The following is a 26086-nucleotide window of genomic DNA, read 5'->3' as shown; positions in this document are numbered from 1 at the left end:
AGGACCATGACGCAAGCCGATTTCCTTCGAACGCCCTTCCCGGAACCCCAGGATCTGCCCGAGGGCGTGCCCCAGAACGGCGCGCGCTTCTTCAACCGCGAGATCAGCTGGCTGTCCTTCAACTGGCGCGTCCTGGACGAGGCGCGCAACCCCCGCGTGCCGCTGCTGGAACGGCTGCGCTTCGTGTCGATCAGCGCGACCAACCTGGACGAATTCTATACCGTCCGCGTGGCGGGCCTGCGCGAACTGGTGCGAGAGGGCAACGCCACGCCCTCGGACGACGGGCTGACGCCTGCGGAACAGCTGTCGATGATCAATGCCGACGCCCGCCGCCTGATGGGCGCGCAGCAGGGCGTCTGGAACCGCATCCGCCGGGAAATGGAGGAGGCGGGCATCGTCATCCTGTCCCGGTCCCGGCTGACCCGCGCCGAAGAGGAATTCCTGCACGACTATTTCGAACGCAAGGTGTTCCCGGTCCTGTCGCCGTTGGCCATCGACCCGGCGCACCCCTTCCCCTTCATCCCGAACGCGGGTTTCTCGCTGGCGCTTGAACTGGCCCGCGAGACCGACGGGCGGCAGATGCAGGCGCTGCTGCCGATCCCCGCGCAATTGGACCGCTTCATCCCCCTGCCGGGCGGAGAGCGGTTCTTCAAGCTGGAAGACCTGCTGCTGATGCACCTGTCCAGCCTGTTTCCGGGCTATCGCGACACGGGCCATTGCGCTTTCCGCGTGCTGCGCGACAGCGACCTGGAGGTCGAGGAGGAAGCCGAGGATCTGGTCCGCGAATTCGAGACCGCGCTGAAACGCCGCCGCCGGGGCAGCGTGATCCGGCTGAAGATCACGCGCGGCGCCCCCGACCGGCTGCGCCGCCTGATCATGGAGGAACTGGAGGTCGGTCCCGACGAGGTGATCGAGGTCGAGGGGCTGCTGGGCGTGGCCGACCTGCGCGAACTGGTGCTGGATTCGCGCCGCGACCTGCAATGGCCCGCCTTCACGCCGCGCGTTCCCGAACGGGTACAGGACCATGACGGCGACATGTTCGCCGCCATCAAGCAAAAGGACATGCTGCTGCACCACCCCTATGAGACCTTCGACATGGTGATCCGCTTCCTGGCCCAGGCCGCGCGCGATCCGAACGTGCTGGCGATCAAGCAGACGCTGTACCGCACCAGCCGCGACAGCCCGATCGTCGATGCGCTGTGCGAGGCCGCCGAATCCGGCAAGTCCGTCACCGCGCTTGTCGAACTGAAGGCCCGCTTCGACGAGGCCGCGAACATCCGCCAGTCGCGCCGCCTGGAACGGGCCGGGGCGCATGTTGTCTATGGCTTCGTGAACTACAAGACCCATGCCAAGATCAGCACGGTGGTGCGCCGGGAAGGCGACAACCTGGTCACCTATACCCATTACGGGACCGGCAACTATCACCCGATCACGGCGCGGATCTATACCGACCTGTCGCTGTTCACCTGCGACCCGGCCCTGGGCCGGGACGCGACCAAGGTCTTCAACTACCTGTCGGGCTATGTGCAGCCGGCAGGGCTGGAAAACATTTCCATCTCGCCCATCGACCTCAAGGACCGGCTGATTTCCTTGATCGCGAGAGAGGCCGAACTGGCCCGTCAGGGACGTCCCGCCGCGATCTGGGCCAAGATGAATTCGCTGATCGAAAGGGACGTGATCGACGCGCTGTATGCGGCAAGTGCTGCGGGCGTGAAGATCAGCCTGGTGGTGCGCGGCATCTGCGGGATCCGGCCCGGCATCCGGGGGCTGTCGGACAATATCCGCGTGAAATCCATCGTCGGGCGATATCTGGAACATTCGCGGATCGTCTGCTTCGGCAACGGCTATGGCCTGCCGTCGAAGCGGGCGCGCGTCTTCATCAGCTCGGCCGACTGGATGGACCGCAACCTGAACCGCCGTGTCGAAACCCTGGTCGAATGCGTGAACGATACCGTCAAGGCGCAGATCGTCAGCCAGATCATGGCCGCCAACATGGCGGACGAGGCGCAAAGCTGGCTTTTGCAACCCGATGGCCGGTTCGTGCGCTATCTGCCCGAGGGGCGCGACGACCTGTTCAACTGTCACCGTTTCTTCATGGACCATCCGTCACTGTCCGGACGGGGCACTGCGGGGGCCGGGGACGTTCCGGCATTAACCCATTCGAACGATTGACGCACCCGTCAGGGCGGTTCATTAACAGCGGCGATGCGGACCAAGCAGGAGAGGCGGCGATGAACGGCGTGCGGACGACGACCGGCAAGAAGGTCGAGCCTTTCGGCAAGATGTTCGCGACCCTGCCCAAGCGCGCCCTGTCGCGCGTGGGCGTGGTCGACGTGGGGTCGAACTCGATCCGGCTGGTGGTCTTCGACGGCGCGGCCCGGTCGCCTGCCTATTTCTATAACGAAAAGATCATGGCCGGGCTGGGGGCCAAGATGGCCCAGACCGGCCGCCTGAACCCCGAGGGCGTCAAGCGCGGCTTCGCGGCGCTGCAACGCTTTGCGGCGCTTGCCAAGGGGATGGATATCGGCCCGCTGACCTGCGTCGCCACCGCCGCCGTGCGCGAGGCCGCAGACGGTCCCGAATTCCAGGCCCGCGTCGAACGCGAGACCGGCATCAAGATGTGGGTCATCGACGGCGAGGAAGAGGCCCGCCTGTCCGCCCAGGGCGTGCTGTTGGGCTGGCCCGACGCGCGCGGGCTGGTCTGCGACATCGGCGGCAACTCGATGGAACTGGCCGAGGTCGCGGACGGGCAGGTCGGGCGGCGCGTGTCCTCGCAGTTGGGACCGTTCCGCCTGCAACAGGTGCCCGGCGGCAAGGACGGGCTGCGCAAGTATATCAGGAAGGTCGTGACCGAACTGGCTGCCGTCATGGGCACCCATCACGAACGCATCTATCTGGTGGGCGGCAGCTGGCGCGCCATCGCCCGGCTGGACATGGAGCGTGTGGCCTATCCGATGACCGTGCTGCACGAATACCGCATGACGCCCAAGGCGGTGGCAGATACGGTGGCCTGGATCGGCACGCATGACCTGAACGAGCTGCGCAGCCAGGTCGACATCTCGTCCTCTCGGATGGAACTGGTGCCGCTGGCCTCGCAGGTGCTGCTGCAACTGGCCGAGACCTTCGCGCCGACCGAACTGGCCGTCAGCAGCTATGGCATCCGCGAGGGGTTGCTGTACGAACAGATGCCCGACAGCCTGCGCAAGCGCGACCCGCTGATCGAGGCCGCGCGCTTTACCGAACGCCAGATGGCGCGGATGCCGGGATCCGGCAAGAAGCTGTACCAGTTCCTGCAACCCCTGTTCCAGAACGCGCCGCCGGAACGCGACCGCCTGATCCGCGTGGCCTGCCTGCTGCACGACACAAGCTGGCGCGCCCATCCCGATTACCGCGCCGAGGCCTGCTTCGACAATGTGACCCGCGCCAACATGGCCGCGCTGTCCCACCCCGAGCGCGTCTTCCTGGGCCTGGCGCTGCTGCACCGTTATAAGAACAGCCGCGCGGGGTCGCCCATGGCGCCGCTGTTCAAGCTGCTGGACGAGGGCGACATCCGCGATGCCGAGGTGCTGGGAAAGGCGATGCGGTTCGGCGCGATGCTGGCGCTGGACGACCCGGCGGACGCGGGCAGGCTGACCTTCGACGCCACGCAACTGCGCCTGCACCTGACGCCCGTCGGCCGCAAGCTGATGGGCGAGGTGGCCGAGGCCCGGTTCAAGGCGCTGTGCAGCGCCCTGGGAGTGGAAGGCGTGATCGAGGGCTGATCCCGGATCACAACTGCCCGTCATCCTCGGAAGGCGTGTCCACGACCACCGCCCCTTCGACATAGATTCCATCGCCGGACGGTTCCGTCGCGTCGTCAGGCCATCCGCCCCCTTGGGAATCGCCCCCGCTGTCCGGACCAAGCGCCTTGGCGGGCTGCTGCGCGACCCAGCCATCTGCGCAAAAGGTGCTGCTGGCGCCGCTGCCGCAGGCCTGCGCCGGTTGGGCCGGACCAAGGACAACCAGGGTTAGGACTGCGATGATGCGGATCATGTGATTCCCCTGCGGCATGTCCGATGATCTAGCGCGAAATCCTTCACATCCGGTTAGCGGACGCCTGCCGCGCCAAGCAAAAAGGGCGCCCGAAGGCGCCCTTTCCGTGTCTGCCGCAGGGCAGGGGATGATTACATCATCCCGCCCATGCCGCCCATGTCGGGCATCCCGCCGGCCGCGGCCTTCGGCTCGGGCTTCTCGGCGATCATCGCTTCGGTGGTGATCAGCAGGCCCGCGACCGAGGCCGCGTCTTCCAGGGCGGTGCGAACCACCTTGGCCGGGTCGATCACGCCGAACTTGAACATGTCGCCATATTCTTCGGTCTGGGCGTTGAAGCCGAACGACTTGTCGGTCGATTCGCGGACCTTGCCGGCAACCACGGCACCGTCGACACCGGCGTTTTCGGCGATCTGGCGCATCGGGGCTTCCAGGGCGCGGCGCACGATGGCGATGCCGGCTTCCTGGTCGCTGTTCTCGGCGGTCAGGCCTTCCAGGGCCTTGCCGCCCTGAACCAGGGCCACGCCGCCGCCGACGACAACGCCTTCCTGCACGGCCGCGCGGGTCGCGTTCAGCGCGTCGTCCACACGGTCCTTGCGTTCCTTCACCTCGACCTCGGTCATGCCGCCGACGCGGATGACGGCGACGCCGCCGGCCAGCTTCGCGACACGCTCTTGCAGCTTCTCGCGGTCGTAATCCGAGGTGGTTTCCTCGATCTGCTGGCGGATTTGGGAAACGCGGGCCTCGATCTCGGACTTCTCACCGGCGCCGTCGACGATGGTGGTGTTGTCCTTGTTGATCGTGATCTTCTTGGCGCGGCCCAGCATGTCGATACCGACATTTTCCAGCTTCATGCCCAGATCTTCGCTGATGACCTGACCGCCGGTCAGGATGGCGATGTCTTGCAGCATGGCCTTGCGGCGGTCGCCGAAGCCCGGAGCCTTCACCGCCGCGATCTTCAGACCGCCGCGCAGCTTGTTGACGACTAGGGTCGCCAAGGCCTCGCCTTCCACGTCCTCGGCCACGATGACCAGCGGCTTGCCCGACTGGATCACGGCTTCCAGCAGCGGAACCATCGGTTGCAGCGAGGACAGTTTCTTCTCGTGCAGCAGGATGTAGGCGTCTTCCAGATCCGCGATCATCTTGTCGGGATTGGTGACGAAATAGGGCGACAGATAGCCGCGGTCGAACTGCATGCCTTCGACGACTTCGACCTCGGTCTCCATCCCCTTGTTTTCTTCGACGGTGATGACACCCTCGTTGCCGACCTTCTGCATCGCGTCGGCGATGAAGCGGCCGATATTGGCCTCGCCGTTGGCCGAGATGGTGCCGACCTGGGCGACTTCGTCGCTGTCGTTCACCGGGCGCGAGGCGGCCTTGATGGCCTCGACAACCTTCGAGGTCGCCAGGTCGATGCCGCGCTTCAGATCCATCGGGTTCATGCCGGCGGCGACCGCCTTCATGCCCTCTTTCACGATGGCCTGGGCCAGCACGGTGGCGGTGGTGGTGCCGTCGCCGGCCTCGTCATTGGTGCGCGAGGCCACTTCGCGGACCATCTGGGCACCCATGTTCTCGAACTTGTCGGCCAGCTCGATTTCCTTGGCGACCGAGACGCCGTCCTTGGTGATGCGCGGGGCGCCGAAGGACTTGTCGATCACCACGTTGCGGCCTTTCGGGCCCAGCGTGACCTTCACGGCGTCTGCCAGGATGTTGACGCCTTTCAGCATCCGGTCGCGGGCGTCCGTGTTGAACTTGACTTCTTTCGCAGCCATGTGAATCTCCTGAATTTATGGGTGAAGGATGCGGATCAGGCGATGACGCCCAGGATGTCGCTTTCCTTCATGATCAGCAGCTCCTCGCCGTCGATCGTGACTTCCGTGCCCGACCATTTGCCGAACAGCACGCGGTCGCCCGCCTTGACGCTGGGCGCGATCAGTTCGCCCGAATCCTTGCGCGCGCCCTCGCCGACGGCGATGATCTCGCCTTCCGCGGGCTTTTCCTTGGCGCTGTCGGGGATGATCAGGCCGCCCTTGGTCTTTTCGTCCGACTGGACGCGACGGACCAGGACGCGGTCGTGCAGCGGTTTGAATGCCATTGGTGAACACTCCGTGTTTCAGGTTGCAGTGTTGCGGTGTTGGCACTCACACCGGATGAGTGCCAATGACGGTGATCTAGGCCACCCGAGCGGCCCTGTCAACGCCGCCGCGACGCCAAATTCTTGGGCCGGGCGGCTGGTCAAGGCGGCGGGGCTGTGCCAGCCTTCGGGCGGCAACAGCGGGGAAGCGGCGGATGAGGGTCTTGGTGGCGGCGGTTTTTGCGCTGTGGGCGGCGGCCCCGGTATGGGCGCAGGCATCCGAATGCGTGGGCGCCAACCTGTTCGATGCAATGACCCCCGACCAGCGGGCCGAAATCGACGCGGCGGTGGCCGACATCCCCTATCATCGGGGCCTGCTGTGGCGGGCCAGCAAGGACGATCAGAAGATGACCCTGGTCGGGACCTATCATTTCGGCGATCCGCGCCACGACGCGATGCTGGCGCGGGTCGAGCCGCTGCTGGCCGATGCCGCCGCCCTCTTCGTCGAGGCCGGGCCCGAGGAGGAACGCAGGCTGACCGAGGCCCTGGCCGCGGATCCCACGCTGATGGCGGATCCCGACGGCCCGACCCTGCCCGAGCGGCTGGACGACCGGGATTGGGGCCTGCTGTCGGCGGCGATGGCCGAACGGGGCACCCCCGCCGTCGTCACGTCGAAGCTGCGGCCCTGGTATGTGGCGATGATGCTGGGGATCAGCCCCTGCATGATCCGGCAGATGGCCGAAAGCGGCGCCCAGGGGCTGGACCACCGCCTTGTCGAGCGGGCCGAGGCCCTGGATCTGCCGGTTCGCGCCCTGGAGCCCTGGGATACCGTCTTCACCCTGTTCGGCCACCTGACCCCGCAGCAGGAGATCGAGATGATCCGCGCCGCGCTGCCCGCCGCCGCCCATGCCGACGATTACGCGGTGACGCTGACCGATGCCTATTTCGCGGGCGATGTCTGGGCGATCTGGGAGTTCGGCCGCTTCGATGCCTATCGCAATTCGGGCCTGACGCGCGATCAGGTGGATGCGCAGATGCGGCTGGCGAAAGAGCAGTTGATGGACCGCCGGAACCAGTCCTGGATCGCCCCGCTGACCCAAGGGGCGCGCGATGCCGCCCGGCAGGGCAAGGGCATCGTCGCGGGCTTTGGCGCGCTGCATCTGCCGGGCGACCAGGGCGTCCTGCGGCTGCTGGAGAGGGACGGCTGGACCATCGAGAGGCTGGACGGATGACCGGCGCCCTCAGGCCGACGCGCGACCGTCGGGCCTTGGGATGAACTGGCGCCGTCATGGGCGGTTCCTGGCCGCCCTGGCGGTGGGGGTTGCGGCGGGTCTGGCGCTGCCGATGGCGCTGATCGACCGCACGCTGGCGGGCGGCAACCTGTTCTTTGCCGCCTATCTGGCCTTGGCGGCGCGCTTCGCCCATCGCCTGACAGGCGCCGACCTGCGCCGTCACGGGGCCGAGGATGACGAGGGCGGCCATGTCATCGTGCTGCTGGCCGTGGGCGCGGTGGCGCTGTGCCTGTGGGCGGTGTTCGGCACGCTGGGGGACAGGACCGGGGCGGGCTGGCTGCGCCCGGCGATGGCCGTCGCCTCGGTCCCGCTGGGCTGGGCCACGCTGCACATGGTGATGGCGTTCCATTACGCGCGGCTGTTCTATGCCGTCGAAGCCGGGCAGCGCGCGGGGGGCCTGGACTTTCCCGGAACCAGGGAGCCGGGGCCATGGGATTTCATCTATTTCAGCATGACCTTGGGCATGACGGCCCAGACATCGGACGTGGCGATCCGTGATACCCGGCTGCGCCGCGTGGTGGTGCTGCATTCGGCGCTGTCGTTCTTTTTCAACACCGTGCTTCTGGCCCTGGCGGTCAATGTCGCGCTGTCGCAGGGCTGACGGGATCAGCGCCCGCCCAGAACCGACAGGGCCTGCGCCTGGCCGCCCTTGACGAAGGTGATGCGGCTGTCGCCGATGTCGGTGATGGTGCCGCCGTTGATCTTGTCGCCCAGACGCAGGGTCAGGATGCGGCCGTTCGACAGCCGCACAAGCGCGCGGCTGGCCTTGCCCGCGCCGATGGTGCCGATGATCTGGGTGCGGTTGATCTGGATGCCGTCCTTGACCGTCGCAGCGACCCCGGCCGTGGTCGGCGTGCGCCCGTCGGGGATGGCGGCGGTGACCTCGGGTTCCTCCTCGGCCTCGGGCGGGGCATAGCGCTGCTGGCGGGCGGCTGCGGCGCGCGCTTCTGCTTCGGCCTGGGCGCGGGCGCGGGCTTCGGCCTGGGCGCGGGCCTGCGCCTCGGCCTGGGCGTCCTGGGCGGCACGGGCGCGGGCGCGGGCCTCGGCCTGGGCCTGCAATTCGGCGTCCTGGCGGCGCTGTTCGGCCAAGGCAGCCTCTTGCGACTGCGCCTGGGCGGCGGCGCGCAGGTCGTCGGCGGTAGGGGCCAACGGGGTTGCGGCCACGGTGGCCGCCACCGCGGCGGCCCCGGCGCCCGCCGCACGGCGCGGCGGCAGCGCAGATGAACGAAGCGCCGTCAAAGCGACGGCGCCCGGCAGAGGAGAGCTTTCCGAAACGGCTGCGGCGACGGCCCGGTCGATGGCCCCGCTCGACAGGCTGGCGCTGCCGGGGCCGGGATCGCTGCGGACGGCAGGGCGCGCCCCGCCGGGCCGGGCATGGGGCCGGGCCGATTGTCCCAGACCCGACCGGGCACGGGGCGCATCGGCGACGGCCGCCGCGACCGCATCGCGCACCGCCTGTTGCGACGGCCCGCCGACCGCCATGGGCTTGCGGGACGGGCGGGCCTCGGCCAGCCGGATCACCGCGCCGCGTTCCGCATCGCTGAGGCCCCGCGCCCCCGCCTGGGCGGTGCGCAGGTCGCGCAGCAGGTCGGTCAGGGCGCGGCGTTCGGCCTGGCTCAGGCGAGTCGGCTGGCCATCCTCGGACCGGCTGCCTTCCTCGATCAGGCTTTGCCGCTGGGGCCGCGCGGGCGGCCTGCCGGAAGACGCGGCGGGCGGCGCAGCGCGGGCCGGGTCGGCGGCAGGGGCGGCATCACGCGCGCGGGCCGGGCTGCTGGCAGGCGTGACCGAGGCCGGACGTTCCGGCGGACGCGATCCGGTCAACCGCGCGGGGGTCTGCGGGCGGGCGCGTTCCGCGAAGGGCGGCGGGCTGGCAGGAACCACCGGGCGCGCATCGGAGGGCGCCGGGGCCGCCGCCCGCACCGGGGCCACGCGCGGCGGACGGGCGGAACTGGCCAGCCGCTGCGCCGGAGGCGTCACCCGCGTCGCAGGGACGGCGGTCGCCGGGGCCGTCGCTGCCGGGGCAGGCGTTGCAGCCAGAGCGGGTGCGGGCGCTTCCGTCATGGTGGCCGCGCTGATCGGCCTTTGGGTCGCGGAAGTGGCGGCGGGGGCCGCGGCCATCGCTTCGGTCAGCGCCTGGCTGAGGGCGTCGTCGCCCTGCGCGGTCGGTACGGCAGGCTGCGGCGCGGGGGCAGGCTGCTGCGGCGTCGGCTGGGGACGAGCGGCGGAAAGTGCGGTCGCGGCATCGGCAGGAGCCAGGACCGGAGCCGCCGCAACCGGGGCGGGTTCCTGTTCCACCGGCGCCGTCGGCGCGGGGACAGGGACAGCCGCGACTTCGGCCGGTTCGGCCGCAGCCTCGGCCTGGCGGGGTTCCGCGGCGGGATCGGCCGCAACAGGATCGACGGCGGGCGGAAGAACCGCCGCCTGATCCGGGGCGGGGGCCGTCGCCGCAAGCTCTGGTGCGGGATCGGCAGGCAGATCGGGGCCGGCCACAGGCTGCGTCGTTGCTACCGGCGCTTCTTCGTTCGACGGCGCGCCGAAGAAGGCCAGCACCGCGACAAGGCCCAGAACCAGGATCCCCATCAGGACCGGCAAGCGGCCCGGATCCAGGCGACGCAGGCGGGCCATCAGGGATTCGGCGGCCACGGCGTCCTGCGGCGCGGCGGGCCGGGCGCGGGCCTCTCGGGCGCGGTCGTGGACGGCCTGGGCGCGCGGAGACAGGGGGCGGGGGGCCGCGACGGGGGACTTGACCTCTTTGTGGCGGATCACGCTGGCGGCGGTGGCGGTGGCGGCGGTGGGGGCAGGTTCAGAGGCAGGCCCGACAGAAGGTTCGGCTGCGGGTTGTTCCGGTTCGGGGCTGGCCTTGACCGGCGGAACCGCCGCCACATGCGGCACGATGCGGCTGATGACGGCGGGCGCCTCGGCCTTGGTCCCGGCGGGTTCCGGGACGGCCACCACCGGATCGGTCACGCGCGCCTGGGTCAGGTCGGGCTGGCTGAAGGGCGGGCGGGTGACCTGATCCTCGGCCAGGCGGCTGGGGCCGAAATCGGGCTGCCCGTCGAAGCGGTCGTCCCCAGGACGCGCCACGAAGCCCGAGGGGCGGAAGCCCTGGGACCGGGCGAAATCCTCGGCCTCTTCCAGGGTCCGGCGGGCGACGGCGGCGATGCGCAGCGTCTCGACATCGCCGCTGGCCGAGGGGCACCAGTCGAAGGCCAGTTCGTCCGCAGCATAGGGGGTCATCCCCTCAAGCGCGCGGGCGATGGCCAGGGGCGTATCCGATCCAACCGGAACCGTCAGCGTGCTGTACAGGATCTGGTCGTCGGGAATGACCAGCACGGTGTCCAGCTGGCTGGGCGGCGCGCCCGCCTGGTCGCGCAGCGCGGCCAACCGGGCGGTCATCTCGCGGCCCGCGAAGGGCGCCTGGCCCAGGGGCCGCCACCCCAGGCCGTCGCGGTGTTCCAGCATGACCGCCTCGGACGTAAAGCTCATGGCGAAATCGGGCGGGGCGATATGTCTGTTCATGGTGGATCACTGCTCATGATGATCGCGTGTTCTATGGGTCCGCGATTTGGTTTGATTACCCCAGATTTAGCGGATTTCGCCGGTTGAGGAAAGCCAAACTGGCGGATCCGTGAACGCATTTGCTTTGAACTTCCCGGCAGGATCGCGGTTAGTGGGGCCAGGAAAATTTCCGCAAAGAGGACAGAGACATGACACAGTTTCCGCGCAGGCTGGCACGGGCCGCCCTGGTGGCCTCCACGGCGCTGGCGCTTGGCGCCCCGGCGATGGCCGCGCCCGGCAAGGGCGGGCATGGCATGTGCCATCCCGGCATGTCGCGCCTGACCGTGACCGGCCAGGGCGAAGCGCGCGTGGCCCCCGACCTGGCGACCATCCAGCTGGGCGTCACCACCCAGGCCGCCGGTGCCGCCGACGCGATGCGCCAGAATTCGCAGCAGCAGACGGCGGTGTTCGAGGCGCTGGCGGGCGCGGGGATCGATGCGGCGGATGTCCAGACCTCGGGTCTGAACCTGAACCCGGTGATGGATTACGGCGAAGGGCGCGCGCCCACGGTGACCGGCTATCAGGCCAGCAACATGGTGTCGGTGCGCGTCAAGGATGTGGCCCGCCTGGGCGAGGTGCTGGATGCCATCGTCGCCGCAGGCGCGAACGAGATCAACGGCATCAGCTTCATCCGCGACGACAGCAGCGCGACCGAGGACGAAGCCCGCCGCGCTGCGGTCGAGGACGCGCGCCACAAGGCCGAGGTGCTGGCCGAGGCTGCGGGCCTGACGCTTGGCCCGGTGCTGGTGCTGCGCGACACGCCGACGCCTGAAGGGCCGCGTCCGATGATGATGGAGGCGCGGGCCGCCGCGGATTCCGCCAAGGTGCCGATCGCGGCGGGCGAGGTGGCGCTGTCCGCCCTGGTCGAGATGCAGTTCGCCCTGGGCGGGCAGGACTGCGGCCCGATGGACGGCAAGGGCGGTCGTGGCCACCACAACCACGGCCTTCCCGAGGGCCACCCGCCGGTGCCGGGCGATGACGCGGGCGCGCCCGTACCGGGCGACGATGCGGGCGCGCCCGTGCCGGGCGACGTGCCGCCGCCGCTGGGCACCGATACCGGCGCGCCGGAACCCGGCCAGCCGGTGGTGCCGATGGGCACGCCCCCGGCCGAAGGGCAGGCCCCCGCGAACTGATCGGGCAGGGGGCTTCGGCCCCCTTTCCTATGCCACCGCCGCGGCCAGGGCCTGATCCAGGTCGGCGATCAGGTCCGCCGGATCCTCGATGCCGATGGACAGGCGCAGCAGGTCGGGGGCGGCCCCCGCGGCGCGCTGCTGATCCTCGGTCAGCTGGCGGTGGGTGGTCGATGCCGAATGGATCACCAGCGACCGCGCGTCGCCCAGGTTCGCGACATGGCTGAACAGCTTCAGCGCGCCGACCACCTTGACCGCCGCGTCATAGCCGCCCTTGACCGCAAAGGTGAACAGCGCCCCCGCGCCCTTGGGATACAGCCGCTTCGCCGTCGCGTTCCAGGGCGAGGACGCCAGCCCCGCATAGGTCACGGCCGTGACGCGCGGATCCTTTTCCAGCCATTCCGCGACCTTCTGGGCGTTTTCGACATGGCGGGCCATGCGCAGGCCCAGCGTCTCGATCCCCATCAGCGTGTAATGGGCGCCCTGCGGGTTCATCGTCATGCCCAGGTCGCGCAAGCCAATGGCGATGGAGTGAAAGGTGAAGGCCAGATTGCCGAAGGTCTCGTGGAATTTCAGGCCGTGATAGGCGGGTTCCGGGTCCGACAGGCTGGGGAACTTGCCCGAGGCCGACCAGTCGAAGCTGCCGCTGTCCACCACCGCGCCGCCGGTGACGGTGCCGTTGCCGGTCATGTATTTGGTCAGGCTGTGGACGACCAGGGTGGCGCCCTGTTCGATGGGTTTGCACAGATAGGGCGTCGCCAGCGTATTGTCCACGATCAGCGGGATGCCTGCGGCCTTCGCGATCTCCGCCACCGCAGGGATGTCGGTGACATAGCCGCCGGGATTGCTGATCGATTCGCAGAAGATCGCGCGGGTGTCGCCGTCGATGGCGGCGCGCAGGGCCTCCAGATCGTCGAAATCGACGAATTTCGCCGACCAGCCGAACCGCTTGATGGTCTGGCTGAACTGCGTGACAGTCCCGCCGTACAGCCGGGTCGAGGCGATGATGTTCAGCCCCGGCCCCATCAGCGGGAACAGCGCCATGATCTGCGCCGCATGGCCCGACGAACAGCAGACCGCCCCCGCGCCCCCTTCCAGCGCGGCGATGCGGTTCTGCAAGGCGCCCACGGTCGGGTTGGTCAGGCGCGAATAGATGTATCCGACCTCTTGCAGCCCGAACAGCCGCGCGGCGTGGTCGGCATCCTTGAAGACATAGGATGTGGTCTGATAGATCGGCACCTGCCGCGCGCCGGTCGCCGGATCGGGCTCCGTGCCCGCGTGAATCGCTGTCGTGTCAAAGCCCTGGGTCATCTGCCCCTCCTTCTGGTCGGGCAGAGCCTAGGCCGACGGGGCCAAGTCCCGCAACGGCAAAGAAATCTCTTTTGCCGGGGCGGCCCGGCCGCCGCGTCCTACAACGGCCGGTTATAGCGGATGAAGGGCGTCCGCACCCCAACCCGGTCATAGAGCATCCGCCCCGCATAGTTGAATTCCTGCGTCAGCCAATAGACGCGCGGACGGCCCGCCGCATCGGCGGCGGCATAGACGCCCTCGATCAGCGCCCGGCCCACCCCACGCCCCCGCGCGCCATCGGCGGTGAACAGGTCTTGCAGATAGCAGGTGCCCTCGGGGAACCACAGATGCGGGTGAAAGACGTAATGCGTCAGGCCCAGCAGCGCCCCGCCGTCATCGGCCACCAGGCAATGGAAATCGCCCGGATCCCCCGCTGTCAGCCGTGCGAAGGCCGCATCGAAGAACTCCTGCGGCAGGCCGGGCCGGTCATAGAAGCTGTGATAGGCGTCATACAGCGCCTGCCACTGGTCCTTGTCCTCGGTGCGCAGCGGCCGGACGATCATCGCTGCCTCCGCGCCATGAAGGCCAGCTTCTCGAACAGCGCCACGTCCTGTTCGTTCTTCAACAGCGCGCCATGCAGGCGGGGCAGCATGGTCTGGGGATCGCGCTTCAGATCCTCGGGCGCCAGATCCTCGGCCAGGATCAGCTTCAGCCAGTCCAGCAATTCGCTGGTCGAGGGCTTCTTCTTCAGCCCCGGTGTCTCGCGCAGATCGAAGAACTGGGTCAGCGCCTGGTCCAGCAGGGCGCGCTTCAGGCCAGGATAATGCACCTCGACGATGGCGCGCAGCGTGTCGGCATCGGGAAAGCGGATGTAGTGGAAAAAGCACCGCCGCAGGAAGGCGTCCGGCAATTCCTTTTCGTTGTTCGAGGTGATGATGACCACCGGCCGGTGCGCGGCGCGGATCGTCTGGGCCGTCTCGTAAACGTGAAACTCCATCCGGTCGAGTTCCTGCAGAAGGTCGTTGGGGAACTCGATGTCGGCCTTGTCGATCTCGTCGATCAGCAGGACCACCTTCTGCGGCGCGGTGAAGGCCTGCCACAGCTTGCCCTGGCGGATGTAGTTGCCGACATCATGGACCCGCGCATCGCCCAGCTGGCTGTCGCGCAACCGCGACACCGCGTCGTATTCATACAACCCCTGTTGCGCCTTGGTCGTTGATTTGACGTGCCATTCGATGATCGGCAGGCCCAGGCTGTCGGCCACCTGCCGGGCCAGCTCGGTCTTGCCGGTTCCCGGTTCCCCCTTGACCAGCAGCGGACGTTCCAGCGTCACGGCGGCATTGACGGCAATCGCCAGGTCGGGCGGGGCGACATATCGGCCGGTGCCGGTGAACTGCATCAAACTCTCCTTTCAGGTGAGATACTTGAAGGAAAACAACGCATGGGATGCCTGTCCTCCGTTCATGTTCGTTTCGCCTAGTGACAAGCAGCACGTCATACTTTAAGGGGGCGCGCAAGGTGCCGGTTCGCAGTCCAGCCCGGCGCCGCCGGAGAGGATTTATGAAAGCCCAGACCTTCCTTCCCCAGGACTATCGTCCCGCCGAGGATGAGCCGTTCATGAACGACCGGCAGCTTGAATATTTCCGGCGCAAGCTGGAAGCCTGGAAGCAGGAGTTGCTGGATCAATCCGCCGAAACGCTGGAGGGCTTGCAGGACAGCGCCCGCTCGGTGCCCGACCTGGCCGACCGCGCGTCCGAGGAAACCGACCGCGCGCTGGAACTGCGCACCCGCGACCGCCAGCGCAAGCTGGTCAGCAAGATCGACGCGGCTCTGCGCCGGATCGAGACGGGCGAATACGGTTATTGCGAGATGACCGGGGAACCGATCAGCCTGAAGCGCCTGGACGCGCGGCCCATCGCCACCATGACGCTGGAAGCCCAGGAACGCCACGAACGCCGCGAACGCGTCCATCGCGACGACTGACGCGGCCATGGGCGGCGCCCTGCACGCACGGCCTGTCACCATCGTCGGCGGCGGCGTCGCGGGCCTGACGGCCGCCATCGCCCTGCGCCGGCGCGGCGCCCAGGTCGACGTCCTGGAACGCGCCCCCGCCATCACCGAGGTCGGCGCAGGCCTGCAACTGTCCCCCAACGCGCTGCGCGTCATGCAGGCGCTTGGCCTGTTGTCCGCGCTTGACGCGGTGTCCCTGCCCAGCCGCGCCGTCGTCCTGCGCGAGGCTGCGGGCGCCCAGGTCGTGCGGCTGGATCTGGCCCGCCACCGGCCCGGCGCCCCCTTCCGGCTGATCCACCGCGCCCGCCTGATCGAGGTTCTGGAACAATCCGCCCGTGAACGGGGCGTGACGATCCATCTGGACCGGACGGTCGAAATCCCGCCCGAAGCGCCCCTTCTGATCGGCGCCGACGGGCTGCACAGCCGCATCCGCGCGGCGCTGAACGGGCGCGAGGTGCCGTTCTTCACCGGCCAGACCGCCTGGCGCGCCGTCATCGCCGATGATGACGACACGCCCGAGGCGCAGGTCTTCATGGGACCGGGCCGCCATCTGGTCAGCTATCCGCTGTCGGGCGGGCTGCGCAATATCGTGGCCGTTCTGGAAACGCGCGAGTGGCGCGACGAAGGCTGGTCGCATCCCGACGATCCGGCCAACCTGCGCGCGGCCTTCGCCGGGTTCGGCGGTCCGGTTCCGGGCTGGCTGGCGCGGGTCGATGCCGTCCATGTCTGGGGCCTGTTCCGGCACGAGGTCGCATCCCGCTGGCAGGACGGCCGCATGGCGATCCTGGGCGACGCCGCCCACCCGACGCTGCCCTTCATGGCGCAGGGCGCCTGCATGGCGATAGAGGATGCCTGGACGCTGGCCGCCTGTCTGGACGCCGCGCCCGACCAGCCCGCAGCCCTGGCGCGATACGAATCGCTGCGCAAGCCGCGCGCAACCCGGATCGTCGCGGCGGCGAATGCCAATGCCCGCAACTATCACCTGACGGGACCGAAGCGCCTGGCCGCCCATGCCGCGCTGCGGCTGGGGGGGATGATCGCGCCCGACGCGATCCTGGGGCGCTTCGACTGGATCTATGACTTCGATCCCGTGACGGAAATGTCCTGATCTTCTGTGCGGAAATATCCCACGGGGGTCCGGGGGTGTGAAACCCCCGGCCTTGCCTTACGCCGCCTTCTCCACCGCCGCGACGATTCCGTCCACGACCTCGCGCAGAACCGCCTCGTTATCGGCCTCGGCCATGACGCGGATCAGGGGCTCGGTGCCGGATTTGCGGATCAGCACGCGGCCCGTGCCCGCCAGCCGCGCCTCGGCATCGGCGATGACGGCGCGGACCTCGACCGCCGACAGGGGGTCGGCGCCTGCGGCATAGCGGACGTTCTTCAGCATCTGCGGCACCGGGTCGAATTGCGCGGCAAGGGTGCTGGCGCTGTCCCCGGTCTCGGCCATGGCGGCCAGGAACTGCATCGCCGCGATCAGCCCGTCGCCGGTGGTGGCATAGTCGGTCATCACGATATGGCCGGACTGTTCGCCGCCCAGGTTGAAACCGCCCTCTCGCATCCGTTCGACCACATAGCGGTCGCCGACCTTGGTGCGTTCCAGTCGCAGGCCGCGCCCCGACAGGAAATGCTCCAGCCCCAGATTCGACATCACGGTGGCGACCAGGGCGTCGCCCCGCAGCCGTCCCTGAGCCGCCCAGCGGGCCGCCATCAGCGCCATGATCTGGTCGCCATCGGCCACCCGGCCCTTTTCGTCGATGATGATGACCCGGTCCGCGTCGCCGTCCAGGCTGATGCCCAGATGCGCGCCATGGGCCAGGACCGCCGCGGCGCAGGCCTCGGGGTGGGTCGAACCCACGCCCGCGTTGATGTTGCGCCCGTCGGGATCGACCCCGATCGGGATCACCTCGGCGCCCAGTTCCCACAGCACGTCCGGGGCGGCGCGATAGGCCGCGCCGTTCGCGCAGTCGATCACGACGCGCAGCCCGTCCAGCCGTCGTCCGGCCGGAAAGGTGGTCTTGGCATATTCGACATAGCGGCCGCGCCCGTCCTCGATCCGCTTGGCGCGGCCGATATTGGCGGGCTGGGCGGGGGTGATGTCGCCCGCGACGATGGCTTCGATGGCGGCCTCGGCCTCGTCCGACAGTTTGAAGCCGTCGGGGCCGAAGAACTTGATGCCGTTATCCTCGGCCGGGTTGTGGCTGGCGGAAATCATGATGCCCACATCCGCCCGCATCGACCGGGTCAGGAACCCCACGGCGGGGGTAGGCACCGGACCCAGCAGCAGCACATTCATGCCGGTGCTGGTCAGCCCGGCGGTCAGGGCGTTCTCCAGCATGTATCCCGACAGGCGCGTGTCCTTGCCGATCACCACGCGATGCGCGCTGTCATCGCCCTCGCGCCGGAAATAGCGCCCCGCCGCCGCGCCCAGGCGCAGCGCCATCTCGGCGGTCATGGGATGGGTGTTGGCGCGCCCGCGCACACCGTCTGTCCCGAACAAGCCTCTGCTCATCTAGTCTGCCTTTTCGTTGTTGACGGCCTGCCACAGCCGCAGTCCTTGAATCAGTCCCCGCACGTCGTGGACGCGGTGGATCTGCACCCCCTGCGCCACAGCCGCCAGTGTCAGTGCAAGCGTTCCCGGCGATCGATCGGCCGGGTCGTCCGCCCCGCCGATCGTCCCGATGAACCGCTTGCGCGAGACGCCCAGCAGGATCGCGCAGCCCAGGCCATGATACAGCGAAATCCGCCGCAGGATGGCAAGATTATGCGCCTGCGTCTTGCCGAAGCCGATGCCCGGATCGACGACGATGCGCGCGCGCGGAATGCCCGCCGCCTCGGCCCGCCGGATCCGCGCCTCCAGCGCGTCATACACGTCCAGCAGCACGTCATCATAGCGCGGATCGTCCTGCATCGTCGCGGGCAGGCCCTGCGCATGCATCAGGCAGACCGGCACCCTGGCGTCGGCGACCACCTGCGCCAGCGCGGGGTCGAAATCGAAGCCCGACACGTCGTTGACCATCGCCGCGCCCGCATCCAGGGCGGCGCGGGCGACGGCGGCCTTGCGCGTATCGACCGAGATGGGAGCATGGGCCAGCGCCCGGATCGCCGGGACGATGCGGGCGGTTTCCTCGGCCGCGGGCACTTCGGCCGCGCCGGGACGGGTCGATTCGCCGCCGATGTCCAGGATGTCGGCCCCGTCCCGGATCAGATCCGCGCCGTGGCTGGCGGCGTCATACCGCCCGCCGTCCGAAAAGCTGTCGGGCGTCGCGTTGACGATGCCCATCACGCGCGGCCTGTCCAAAGGCAAGCCCGCGACGGCCGGACGCCGCGCGGTCAGGCGGTCCAGCAGGTCGGGGGGGATGTCGTCGCTGATCCGAGGGGGCTTGCCGCGTTCCAGGATCTCGACCTGCGAAAAGCGCGTCCAGCCGCCCGCCAGCGGGTATCGGCCATGGGGCAGCGGGATGGGACGGGCATAGACGTTCATGCCGCACCCGCGATCCGGCCCAAGGCGATACCGTCGGGCGCGTCGGGCAGGGGCGCGTCGGATGCGATATCGACGCGGGTGGCGGACAGGCGCGCGGCCAGCCAGAAGGCCAGGGGCGCGGCCTGGGGCGCGACCGAGGGCGCCTCGACCGCCAGCCTTGCGGGCGCCCAGACCACGGGCGATTCCGCGCGGATCGCGGCGTCCAGTTCGGTGCGGGTCTCGGCGACCTCGATCCCCAGCCGGGCGCACAGGATCCAGGCTGCCTGGTCGAATCCCAGCAAGGCAATTCTCCGGGGATCGCCGCCGCCGGGCAGGGGGGCGGGCGCATCGGGGATTACGATCACCGCGCCCGGCGGCAAGGCGGCGGGCTGTCCCACGACGATCCGCACGGGCAGCACATGCCGGGCGACCGGCATCCGGCCCGCGTCGCGCGTGATGGTGATGCCAAGCGCGCCCGGCCCGCGATCCAGCTTTTCCACGGTCACGGCGATGCTGGCAGCCTGGGGATGGGCCAGAACCTCGGCCGCGATGCGTTCGGCCAGGGTTTCCACCAGATTGTAGCGCTGATCGGCAAGCGCGGTTTCGACCGCCTGGACCAGAACGTCATAGGACAGGATCCGGTCCACGTGATCGTCCCCGGCATCGACCGGATCGCGCAGGGCCACCGTCAGCGAGAACCGCAGCCGCTGGGTGCGGCCGCGTTCGGACTGGAAGGCGCCGATCTCGGCTTCGACAAGGTGGTCGCGCAGGTGGATGCGGTCGGGCTGGCTCATCATGCCTGCCATTCACAGGAAAACCAGGCGGCAGGCAAGCCCGGCGTCAGTTCGACGCGACGCGCTGGCCGCCGGGGCGATAGAAGATGTGCTGTCCGATCCGCACGGTGCGCTGGAAGCGGCGCGACCAGTCGGGGCGGACGGCGGGCGTGTGGAAATAGGTGGCCCCGCCGGTCAGCACGCGCGGCGCGCCGCCAAGCGCCCGGCGGGCGATCTCTCGGGCGCGCAGATAGGCGGCCTTGTTGCCGATCGCCTTGCGGCCGCCGATGGTATAGCTGAACTGGCTGGGCTGGTTCACCACCCCGCAGACCGAGGACGGGAACTGCCGGCTTTCGACGCGATTCAGGATCACCTCGGCCACGGCGGCCTGGCCTTGGGTGCTTTCGCCGCGCGCCTCGTGATAGATCGCCTCGGCCATGCAGTTGAGGTCGCGTTCGTCGAACCGGCCCCGCGTCGCCTTGCCGGTGCTGGCCAGCAGCAGCTGGGCCTGCGGTTTGTCGTCGGCGACGGCGGTTTCGGCCTTCACAGGTTCATTGCCGGTGTATAGAACCGGCGTCGGTCGCGGGGCGGCCTGCGTCTTGGGCGCGGCGCCGAACAGACCGGTATCGGATGCGAACAACGATCCGTTGCCCGCAATGGCGCCTGTCGCCGTGAAGGTCAGGGCAGCGGCGCACAGGCAAAACGGCGCCAGCCGCTGAAGCAGCGTTTCCATATTCATTCCTATAGCCGTGTCGAATGGACAGGGTGTTAAGATCGCCGCGGTCCCGAGCAGAAGGATGGCGCGGCGGCTGGCGAAATGATTACGGTTTTAGGAATTGGCCCCGCCACGGAACTTGTTCGTGAAACCCCTTTAAGGGCCGAAACCGGCCGTTTCCGGCAGCATCCCGCCGACCTTCAGGCGCGAAACCGGCAAGTTTCGGCAAGAAGACAACCATCGCGGGTTTGTTAAGGCGCTGTCACAACGCCGAAAAATCCGAGAAGCGGCCTCGAATCGGTCAGGAAACCGTGTCGCGGCGACCCGCGCGCAGGGCTGCGTGGGCCGCCGCCAGGCGCGCCACCGGCACCCGGAACGGCGAACAGGACACATAGTCGAAACCCGCATCATGGCAGAAGCCGATGGATTCGGGGTTGCCGCCATGTTCCCCGCAGACCGAGATGGTGATGCCGGGATGCTGCGCGCGCGCGCGCTGCGCCCCGGTCAGCAGCAATTCCCCCACGCCGTCCTGATCCAGGCAGTGGAACGGATCCTCGGCATAGACGCCCTGACCGACATAGGTGCCCATGAACCGTCCGGCATCGTCGCGCGACAACCCATAGGTCATCTGCGTCAGGTCATTGGTGCCGAAGGACAGGAAGGCGGAATGCGCGGCGATGTCGCCCGCCCGCAGGCAGGCGCGCGGCGTTTCCACCATCACCCCCAGGCGATAGGCGAAATCGGTGCGGCGGTCGTTCCTGACCTCGGCAGCCACGGCGTCGATGCGGTTCTTGACCAACTCGACCTCTCGCATGGCGCTGACCAGCGGGATCATGATCTCGGGCACCACCGGATCGCCCTTGCGGCTGGCGTCCACGGTGGCCTCGAAGATGGCGCGGGCCTGCATGTCATAGATTTCGGGAACGGTGATCCCCAATCGGACCCCGCGCATTCCCAGCATCGGGTTGAATTCCGACAGCGCCTCGACCCGGCGGGTCACGTCGGACAGCGGCAGGTCCATCGAATCGGCCAGTTCGCGCAAGCCTTCGCGGTCATGGGGCAGGAATTCGTGCAGCGGCGGGTCGAACAGTCGGATGGTGACGGGCAGCCCCGCCATGATCTCGAACAGCGCGGTGAAATCCTGGCGCTGCATGGGCAGGATCCGGTCCAGGGCCAGGCGCCGATCCTCGGGCTTGTCGGCAAAGATCATCTCGCGCATGGCGGGCAGGCGGTCGGCATCGAAGAACATATGCTCGGTCCGGCACAGCCCGATGCCCTGCGCATTGAAGCGCCGCGCGGTGCGGGCGTCCTCGGGCGTGTCGGCATTGGCGCGCACGCTGATGCCCCCGGCCGCGTCGGCCCAGTCCAGCAGTTGCGTGAAATTGTCGTCAAGCGCCGGTTCCAGCAGGGGAACGCGGCCCGCCAGAACCTCTCCGGTCGATCCGTCGATGGTGATCTCGTCGCCTTCCAGCAGGGTGGTGGCGCCCGCGCGCAGGGTTCGCTGCCGGGCGTCGATGCTGATCCCGGTGGCGCCGACGATGCAGGGCAGGCCCATGCCGCGCGCGATCACCGCCGCGTGGCTGGTGGTGCCGCCGCGTTCGGTCAGCACCCCGACGGAAGCGTGCATCCCGCGCACATCTTCCGGGACCGTTTCGCGGCGGACCAGGATGCAGGCCTCGTCCCGCGCGGCGGCGGCTTGGGCGGCGGCGGCGGTGAAGACGATCCGGCCGGTCGCGGCGCCGGGGCTGGCGTTGATACCGCGCGCGATCACCTCGCGCGGGGCGCGCGGATCGACCTGCTGGTGCAGAAGGTCGGCCAGCGCGCGGGGTTCGACGCGCATCACGGCCTCGGATTCCGGGATGATGCCGTCGCGCGCCAGGGCCACCGCGATGCGGATCCCGGCCCGAGAACTGCGCTGCACCCGCGTGGCGTCGATGACCGAGACCCGGCCGTCGACCACCACGAATTCGATCTGCATCTCCTCGCGCAGGCGTTCGCGGGCGGCGACGCCAAAGCGGATCAGGTCGGCAAAGACCTCGGGCGCGGTATCCTCAAGCGAGGGGCCGCGTTCGTCGCGGGTCAGGAACTGGGTCTGGGCGTCGGCACCCTGAGTGCCGCCGTGATGCTGGCGGCGGAAGCGGCCGGTGATGCGGGGGGTGCCGGTGACGGAATCGACGAACTGGATGCTGCCCGACCCGCAAAGGCCCGGCCCCAGGCCAAGCGCCATCTGCTGCACCACCAGCCCCAGCGGCGCATCGGGGGGGGCGCCCTTGGCCTGGCGCAGCAGCCGCGCGGTCGGGCCGTCCCAGGCGCGGGCCATGGACCGCAGAACCTCGGCCAGTTGGGTGGCGGGATCCTGGGGGAAATCCTCGTCGGTTTCCTCGCGATAGCTGCGCAGGGCCTCGGCCAGGGCGTCCTCGCCCTCCTGGGCGAACATGTCGGGATCCAGCCGGGCGATGTGGATGGCATAGCCCTGGACGAAGCGGCGATACAGCGTGTCCGCGTTTTCCTTGCCGATGCGTCTGGCCAGGCGGTCGTGAGTCTGGTCGTTGATGCCGACGTTCAGGATCGTGCCCGGCCCGCCCCATTCCGGCATCAGCGCCGAGGGGCGGACGCTGACCAGCCCGTCGCCTTCCGCGAACAGCTCGGACAGCGCGCCCAGATCGACGCGCTTGCCGGTGGCGATGGATTGCACGGATTCCGATGGGATGGCGAAGCTGCGCGGCACCGGCAGGTGCATCCTGACCAGCCGTTGCAGGCATTTCGCCCGCCAGCCGTGACAGGCGCGTTCGACCCCGGCCGAGGGGGTGATTTCCGTCACATCGGGAAGGTTGCGCGGGTCCATGTCGCGCGCAAGATAGGCGTTGGGCAGCCGATGCCGCAAGCGCGAAAAAGGGGGCCGCGGCCCCCTTCGTCCTGTCTTATTCGACGATCGTGACCTTGGCCATGTAATCGGGACTTTCGACCGCGCCGTTGGCGTTCGCATCGCCCTTCTTGACCTGGTTCAGCACGTCCCAGCCGTCGATCAACTGGCCGACGACCGTGTATTGCCCGTCCAGGAAGGTCGCGGGCGCCAGGTCGATGAAGAACTGGCTGTTGGCGCTGTTCGGATCCTGGGCGCGGGCCATGCCGACGGTGCCCGCCTGGAACGAGACATCGTTGAACTCGGCTTCCAGATCCGGCAGGTCCGATCCGCCCATGCCCGCCATGCTGACGCTGGCGCCGCCCTGCTTGCCATGTTCGACATCGCCGGTCTGGGCCATGAAGCCGTCGATGACGCGGTGGAACACCACGCCGTCATAGGCCCCGGCCTTGGCCAGTTCCACCAGCCGGGCGACATGGTTCGGCGCCTTGTCGGCCAGCAGATCCAGCGTGATGGTGCCCTTGGGCGTACCATCGGCGGCGGCGACCTCGATCACCATGTTCGGGCCGGGGCCGTCCTCATGGGCGGGGGCTTGGGCATGGGCCGCCGATGCGGCCAGCACCAGTGCGGGGATCAGCAGCTTACGCATCGGCCGCCACCTTGACGCTGATCATGCGGTCCGGGTTCGCAGGCGGTTCGCCCCGCGCGATCTTGTCCACATGCTCCATGCCTTCGATCACCCGGCCATAGACGGTGTACTGGCCGTTCAGGAAATGGTTGTCCTTGAAGTTGATGAAGAACTGGCTGTTGGCGCTGTTGGGGTTCTGCGACCGCGCCGCGCCCAGGGTGCCGCGATCATGAGGCAGCTTGGAAAACTCCGCCGGAAGGTCGGGCAGGTCGGAACCGCCGGTGCCGGACCGGCCGGGGTTGTAGTTGTTTTCCATGTTGGCGTGCTGCACGTCGCCGGTCTGGGCCATGAAGCCCTCGATCACGCGGTGGAAGGCCACGTTGTCGTATTTCCCGGCGCGGGCCAGTTCCTTCATGCGTTCGGCATGTTTCGGGGCCACATCGCTCAGCAGTTCGATGACGACGGGACCGTCCTTCAACTGGATGATGATGGTGTTTTCGGGATCCTTGATCTCGGCCATGCGGCCCTCCTTTGCCACGTTCGGTCCTTGGTCTAGGGCTTTGCCGCCCCAAGGGCAACGCGCAAACCCGTTCACGGCGGGATCATACTTACGCGAGAGTTGACGCCGGGACGCCCATGCGGGACAAGCCATCCAAGCCCAAATGCCCGAAAGGACGACACGATGGCCGACTTCAAGACGATTGACGATCTGGACATGGACGGCAAGGTCGTCCTGACCCGCGTGGATGTGAACGTGCCGGTTGAAGACGGCCGCGTGACCGACGCGACGCGGATCGAAAAGATCGTGCCGACGGTCAAGGACATCCAGGCGCGCGGCGGCATCCCGGTGCTGCTGGCCCATTTCGATCGCCCCAAGGGCAAGCGGGTCGAGTCGATGAGCCTGAAGCAGATCGTCCCCGCGCTGGAGGCCGCCTTGGGCCAGCCGGTCGCCTTCGCCGACGACTGCATCGGCGGCCCGGCCAAGCGCGTGGTGGCCGACCTGAAGCCCGGCGATGTGGCGCTGCTGGAAAACACCCGCTTTCACGAGGGCGAGGAAAAGAACGATCCGACTTTCGCCGCATCCATCGCGGCGCTTGGCAAGGTTTATATCAACGACGCCTTTTCCGCCGCGCATCGCGCCCATGCCTCGACCGAGGGTTTGGCGCGGCTTCTGCCCTCGGGCGCGGGACGGCTGATGGAGGCCGAGCTGAAGGCGCTGGATGCGGCGCTTGGTAATCCGCTTCGTCCGGTGATGGCGGTGGTGGGCGGGGCCAAGGTCTCGACCAAGCTGGATCTGCTGATGAACCTGGTCGACAAGGTGGACCATCTGGTGATCGGCGGCGGCATGGCCAACACCTTCCTTGTCGCCAAGGGGGTCGAGGTCGGCAAGTCGCTGGCCGAACGCGACATGGCCGACACTGCGCGCCAAATCCTGGACAAGGCCGACCAGGGCGGCTGCGTGATCCATCTGCCGCTGGACATCGTGGTGGCGCGCGAATTCAAGGCGGGCGCGGAATCCCAGGTGCTGCCGGTCGATCAATGCCCGGTCGACGCGATGATCCTGGACGCCGGTCCCGCCACGGTCGACGCGCTGCGGGACGCGATGGCCAAATGCAAGACGCTGATCTGGAACGGACCCCTCGGCGCTTTCGAGATCGAGCCGTTCGACCGCGCCACCAATGCGGCGGCGCAGGCGGCCGCATCGCTGACCCGCGACGGCAAGCTGATTTCCGTGGCCGGGGGCGGGGATACCGTTGCCGCGCTGAACAAGGCGGGCGTCGCGGGGGACTTCACCTTCATCTCGACCGCCGGAGGCGCTTTCCTGGAATGGATGGAGGGCAAGGAACTGCCCGGTGTCGCGGCACTGAAGGACGCGAAGCACTGATCCGACAAGCCGCCCTGCNGCGTCAGGCGGTTCGCTGGCTCTGCGCCATCGCATCCTGGGTGGGGCCGTCCCCTGGGACCGGGACCGGTTCTGCCACGGGTTTCCGCTGGGGCATGGCGGGCGCGGCCTGCTCTGCCTCGGCGACCGACTGTGGATCGGCCGGCTCGGTGCCGCGCGCGGCCTCGGCATAGGTTTTCAGCTTTTCCATCCATGCCCGGAATTCCAGCGGTGGCGTGATGCGTTCGATGACATCCTCGAACAGCGAGACGGGCGCCACCTCGGGGATCAGCGGCACGGCGGCGGTGGACGTCGGCGTGACGGGCGTAACGTGAACGACGGAGATGCTGGTCTGCATGACGCCTCCGGGTTGATGTGA

23 protein-coding genes are annotated in these 26086 nt (G+C 68.6%); 8 read left to right on the top strand and 15 right to left on the bottom strand.

Annotated features, from left to right (window positions below):
• The first annotated feature begins 6 nt into the window (after positions 1-6).
• Together ACTJI6_RS15580 and ACTJI6_RS15575 are read left to right on the top strand one after the other, a co-directional pair.
• Positions 7-2172, top strand: a complete 2166-nt coding sequence (locus ACTJI6_RS15580; RefSeq protein WP_126155846.1) for an RNA degradosome polyphosphate kinase — start codon at positions 7-9, stop codon at positions 2170-2172.
• Positions 2173-2231: 59 nt separating this feature from the next.
• On the top strand, positions 2232-3761 hold the full coding sequence (locus ACTJI6_RS15575; RefSeq protein ID WP_440801936.1) for a Ppx/GppA family phosphatase: 1530 nt from the start codon (positions 2232-2234) through the stop codon (positions 3759-3761).
• Between the two features lie 7 nt (positions 3762-3768).
• Here ACTJI6_RS15575 and ACTJI6_RS15570 read toward each other — a convergent pair whose 3' ends face one another.
• The 3 genes from ACTJI6_RS15570 to groES all read right to left on the bottom strand — a co-directional run bounded on the left by ACTJI6_RS15570 (position 3769) and on the right by groES (position 6124).
• Complete coding sequence (locus ACTJI6_RS15570) at positions 3769-4032, bottom strand: hypothetical protein (protein ID WP_440801934.1); 264 nt, start codon at positions 4030-4032, stop codon at positions 3769-3771.
• Between the two features lie 131 nt (positions 4033-4163).
• Positions 4164-5801, bottom strand: a complete 1638-nt coding sequence (groL, locus tag ACTJI6_RS15565) for a chaperonin GroEL (protein ID WP_126155843.1) — start codon at positions 5799-5801, stop codon at positions 4164-4166.
• A 35-nt stretch (positions 5802-5836) separates the two neighbouring features.
• Positions 5837-6124: a co-chaperone GroES gene (groES, locus tag ACTJI6_RS15560; protein WP_126155842.1), complete on the bottom strand. Its 288-nt coding sequence runs from the start codon at positions 6122-6124 to the stop codon at positions 5837-5839.
• A gap of 194 nt (positions 6125-6318) precedes the next feature.
• Between groES and ACTJI6_RS15555 the strand changes: the two genes are divergently transcribed.
• Together ACTJI6_RS15555 and ACTJI6_RS15550 are read left to right on the top strand one after the other, a co-directional pair.
• Positions 6319-7335 (top strand): TraB/GumN family protein, encoded by a 1017-nt coding sequence (locus ACTJI6_RS15555; protein WP_440801929.1) that lies wholly within the window; start codon positions 6319-6321, stop codon positions 7333-7335.
• 40 nt (positions 7336-7375) lie between these two features.
• Entirely contained in the window at positions 7376-7996 is a 621-nt protein-coding gene (locus ACTJI6_RS15550) for a DUF1345 domain-containing protein (protein ID WP_440801926.1), read from the top strand.
• 5 nt (positions 7997-8001) lie between these two features.
• Here ACTJI6_RS15550 and ACTJI6_RS15545 read toward each other — a convergent pair whose 3' ends face one another.
• Positions 8002-10914 carry a hypothetical protein gene (locus ACTJI6_RS15545; protein WP_440801924.1) on the bottom strand — a complete coding sequence of 971 codons (2913 nt, stop codon included), beginning with the start codon at positions 10912-10914 and terminating at the stop codon, positions 8002-8004.
• A gap of 188 nt (positions 10915-11102) precedes the next feature.
• On the opposite strand from ACTJI6_RS15545, the gene ACTJI6_RS15540 reads away from it, so the two are divergent.
• Positions 11103-12086, top strand: a complete 984-nt coding sequence (locus tag ACTJI6_RS15540; protein ID WP_440801922.1) for an SIMPL domain-containing protein — start codon at positions 11103-11105, stop codon at positions 12084-12086.
• 27 nt (positions 12087-12113) lie between these two features.
• Here ACTJI6_RS15540 and ACTJI6_RS15535 read toward each other — a convergent pair whose 3' ends face one another.
• The 3 genes from ACTJI6_RS15535 to ACTJI6_RS15525 form a co-directional block, all read right to left on the bottom strand.
• Positions 12114-13394 carry an O-acetylhomoserine aminocarboxypropyltransferase/cysteine synthase family protein gene (locus tag ACTJI6_RS15535; protein ID WP_440801920.1) on the bottom strand — a complete coding sequence of 427 codons (1281 nt, stop codon included), beginning with the start codon at positions 13392-13394 and terminating at the stop codon, positions 12114-12116.
• Positions 13395-13492: 98 nt separating this feature from the next.
• Positions 13493-13936: an N-acetyltransferase family protein gene (locus ACTJI6_RS15530; RefSeq protein WP_440801919.1), complete on the bottom strand. Its 444-nt coding sequence runs from the start codon at positions 13934-13936 to the stop codon at positions 13493-13495.
• A complete protein-coding gene (locus ACTJI6_RS15525) occupies positions 13933-14772 on the bottom strand; it encodes an AAA family ATPase (protein ID WP_440801916.1) in 840 nt (279 codons plus the stop codon). The genes ACTJI6_RS15530 and ACTJI6_RS15525 overlap by 4 nt, the downstream gene beginning before the upstream one ends.
• A gap of 161 nt (positions 14773-14933) precedes the next feature.
• Between ACTJI6_RS15525 and dksA the strand changes: the two genes are divergently transcribed.
• Together dksA and ACTJI6_RS15515 are read left to right on the top strand one after the other, a co-directional pair.
• A complete protein-coding gene (gene dksA / locus ACTJI6_RS15520) occupies positions 14934-15356 on the top strand; it encodes an RNA polymerase-binding protein DksA (protein ID WP_126155835.1) in 423 nt (140 codons plus the stop codon).
• A gap of 7 nt (positions 15357-15363) precedes the next feature.
• On the top strand, positions 15364-16491 hold the full coding sequence (locus ACTJI6_RS15515; RefSeq protein ID WP_440801913.1) for an FAD-dependent monooxygenase: 1128 nt from the start codon (positions 15364-15366) through the stop codon (positions 16489-16491).
• A gap of 57 nt (positions 16492-16548) precedes the next feature.
• Here the strand turns inward: ACTJI6_RS15515 and glmM are convergent, their stop codons facing one another.
• The 7 genes from glmM to ACTJI6_RS15480 all read right to left on the bottom strand — a co-directional run bounded on the left by glmM (position 16549) and on the right by ACTJI6_RS15480 (position 24345).
• Complete coding sequence (glmM, locus tag ACTJI6_RS15510) at positions 16549-17895, bottom strand: phosphoglucosamine mutase (protein ID WP_440801910.1); 1347 nt, start codon at positions 17893-17895, stop codon at positions 16549-16551.
• Positions 17896-18867, bottom strand: a complete 972-nt coding sequence (folP, locus tag ACTJI6_RS15505; protein WP_440801908.1) for a dihydropteroate synthase — start codon at positions 18865-18867, stop codon at positions 17896-17898.
• Entirely contained in the window at positions 18864-19640 is a 777-nt protein-coding gene (locus tag ACTJI6_RS15500; RefSeq protein WP_440801907.1) for a dihydroneopterin aldolase, read from the bottom strand. Before ACTJI6_RS15500 ends, folP begins: the two co-directional genes overlap by 4 nt.
• A 46-nt stretch (positions 19641-19686) precedes the next feature.
• The gene (locus ACTJI6_RS15495) at positions 19687-20352 is read right to left on the bottom strand and encodes a cell wall hydrolase (protein ID WP_241232868.1); all 666 of its coding nucleotides are present in this window, start codon (positions 20350-20352) and stop codon (positions 19687-19689) included.
• Positions 20353-20635: 283 nt separating this feature from the next.
• Positions 20636-23179, bottom strand: a complete 2544-nt coding sequence (locus ACTJI6_RS15490; protein WP_440801905.1) for a putative PEP-binding protein — start codon at positions 23177-23179, stop codon at positions 20636-20638.
• 76 nt (positions 23180-23255) lie between these two features.
• A complete protein-coding gene (locus ACTJI6_RS15485; RefSeq protein ID WP_126155829.1) occupies positions 23256-23846 on the bottom strand; it encodes a peptidylprolyl isomerase in 591 nt (196 codons plus the stop codon).
• Positions 23839-24345 carry a peptidylprolyl isomerase gene (locus ACTJI6_RS15480; protein WP_440801903.1) on the bottom strand — a complete coding sequence of 169 codons (507 nt, stop codon included), beginning with the start codon at positions 24343-24345 and terminating at the stop codon, positions 23839-23841. Before ACTJI6_RS15480 ends, ACTJI6_RS15485 begins: the two co-directional genes overlap by 8 nt.
• Before the next feature lie 162 nt (positions 24346-24507).
• Between ACTJI6_RS15480 and ACTJI6_RS15475 the strand changes: the two genes are divergently transcribed.
• Positions 24508-25710 (top strand): phosphoglycerate kinase, encoded by a 1203-nt coding sequence (locus tag ACTJI6_RS15475; protein WP_440801901.1) that lies wholly within the window; start codon positions 24508-24510, stop codon positions 25708-25710.
• A 22-nt stretch (positions 25711-25732) separates the two neighbouring features.
• Here the strand turns inward: ACTJI6_RS15475 and ACTJI6_RS15470 are convergent, their stop codons facing one another.
• The gene (locus ACTJI6_RS15470) at positions 25733-26065 is read right to left on the bottom strand and encodes a hypothetical protein (RefSeq protein WP_440801899.1); all 333 of its coding nucleotides are present in this window, start codon (positions 26063-26065) and stop codon (positions 25733-25735) included.
• Positions 26066-26086: the final 21 nt, after the last annotated feature.

The sequence above is a fragment of the Paracoccus sp. 22332 genome (genome assembly GCF_052045125.1).
Classification (GTDB): domain Bacteria; phylum Pseudomonadota; class Alphaproteobacteria; order Rhodobacterales; family Rhodobacteraceae; genus Paracoccus; species Paracoccus haematequi_A.
Note: the sequence above shows the minus strand (reverse complement) of the source record. Positions and strands in the feature narration are given on the sequence as shown.

What these genes read in the sequence shown, in the direction of transcription:
- ACTJI6_RS15580 (WP_126155846.1), top strand. Translation starts at nt 7, where the DNA reads ATGACGCAAGCCGATTTCCTTCGAACGCCCTTCCCGGAACCCCAGGAT.
- ACTJI6_RS15575 (WP_440801936.1), top strand. Translation starts at nt 2,232, where the DNA reads ATGAACGGCGTGCGGACGACGACCGGCAAGAAGGTCGAGCCTTTCGGC.
- ACTJI6_RS15570 (WP_440801934.1), bottom strand. Translation starts at nt 4,032, where the DNA reads ATGATCCGCATCATCGCAGTCCTAACCCTGGTTGTCCTTGGTCCGGCC.
- groL (WP_126155843.1), bottom strand. Translation starts at nt 5,801, where the DNA reads ATGGCTGCGAAAGAAGTCAAGTTCAACACGGACGCCCGCGACCGGATG.
- groES (WP_126155842.1), bottom strand. Translation starts at nt 6,124, where the DNA reads ATGGCATTCAAACCGCTGCACGACCGCGTCCTGGTCCGTCGCGTCCAG.
- ACTJI6_RS15555 (WP_440801929.1), top strand. Translation starts at nt 6,319, where the DNA reads ATGAGGGTCTTGGTGGCGGCGGTTTTTGCGCTGTGGGCGGCGGCCCCG.
- ACTJI6_RS15550 (WP_440801926.1), top strand. Translation starts at nt 7,376, where the DNA reads ATGAACTGGCGCCGTCATGGGCGGTTCCTGGCCGCCCTGGCGGTGGGG.
- ACTJI6_RS15545 (WP_440801924.1), bottom strand. Translation starts at nt 10,914, where the DNA reads ATGAACAGACATATCGCCCCGCCCGATTTCGCCATGAGCTTTACGTCC.
- ACTJI6_RS15540 (WP_440801922.1), top strand. Translation starts at nt 11,103, where the DNA reads ATGACACAGTTTCCGCGCAGGCTGGCACGGGCCGCCCTGGTGGCCTCC.
- ACTJI6_RS15535 (WP_440801920.1), bottom strand. Translation starts at nt 13,394, where the DNA reads ATGACCCAGGGCTTTGACACGACAGCGATTCACGCGGGCACGGAGCCC.
- ACTJI6_RS15530 (WP_440801919.1), bottom strand. Translation starts at nt 13,936, where the DNA reads ATGATCGTCCGGCCGCTGCGCACCGAGGACAAGGACCAGTGGCAGGCG.
- ACTJI6_RS15525 (WP_440801916.1), bottom strand. Translation starts at nt 14,772, where the DNA reads ATGCAGTTCACCGGCACCGGCCGATATGTCGCCCCGCCCGACCTGGCG.
- dksA (WP_126155835.1), top strand. Translation starts at nt 14,934, where the DNA reads ATGAAAGCCCAGACCTTCCTTCCCCAGGACTATCGTCCCGCCGAGGAT.
- ACTJI6_RS15515 (WP_440801913.1), top strand. Translation starts at nt 15,364, where the DNA reads ATGGGCGGCGCCCTGCACGCACGGCCTGTCACCATCGTCGGCGGCGGC.
- glmM (WP_440801910.1), bottom strand. Translation starts at nt 17,895, where the DNA reads ATGAGCAGAGGCTTGTTCGGGACAGACGGTGTGCGCGGGCGCGCCAAC.
- folP (WP_440801908.1), bottom strand. Translation starts at nt 18,867, where the DNA reads ATGAACGTCTATGCCCGTCCCATCCCGCTGCCCCATGGCCGATACCCG.
- ACTJI6_RS15500 (WP_440801907.1), bottom strand. Translation starts at nt 19,640, where the DNA reads ATGAGCCAGCCCGACCGCATCCACCTGCGCGACCACCTTGTCGAAGCC.
- ACTJI6_RS15495 (WP_241232868.1), bottom strand. Translation starts at nt 20,352, where the DNA reads ATGGAAACGCTGCTTCAGCGGCTGGCGCCGTTTTGCCTGTGCGCCGCT.
- ACTJI6_RS15490 (WP_440801905.1), bottom strand. Translation starts at nt 23,179, where the DNA reads ATGGACCCGCGCAACCTTCCCGATGTGACGGAAATCACCCCCTCGGCC.
- ACTJI6_RS15485 (WP_126155829.1), bottom strand. Translation starts at nt 23,846, where the DNA reads ATGCGTAAGCTGCTGATCCCCGCACTGGTGCTGGCCGCATCGGCGGCC.
- ACTJI6_RS15480 (WP_440801903.1), bottom strand. Translation starts at nt 24,345, where the DNA reads ATGGCCGAGATCAAGGATCCCGAAAACACCATCATCATCCAGTTGAAG.
- ACTJI6_RS15475 (WP_440801901.1), top strand. Translation starts at nt 24,508, where the DNA reads ATGGCCGACTTCAAGACGATTGACGATCTGGACATGGACGGCAAGGTC.
- ACTJI6_RS15470 (WP_440801899.1), bottom strand. Translation starts at nt 26,065, where the DNA reads ATGCAGACCAGCATCTCCGTCGTTCACGTTACGCCCGTCACGCCGACG.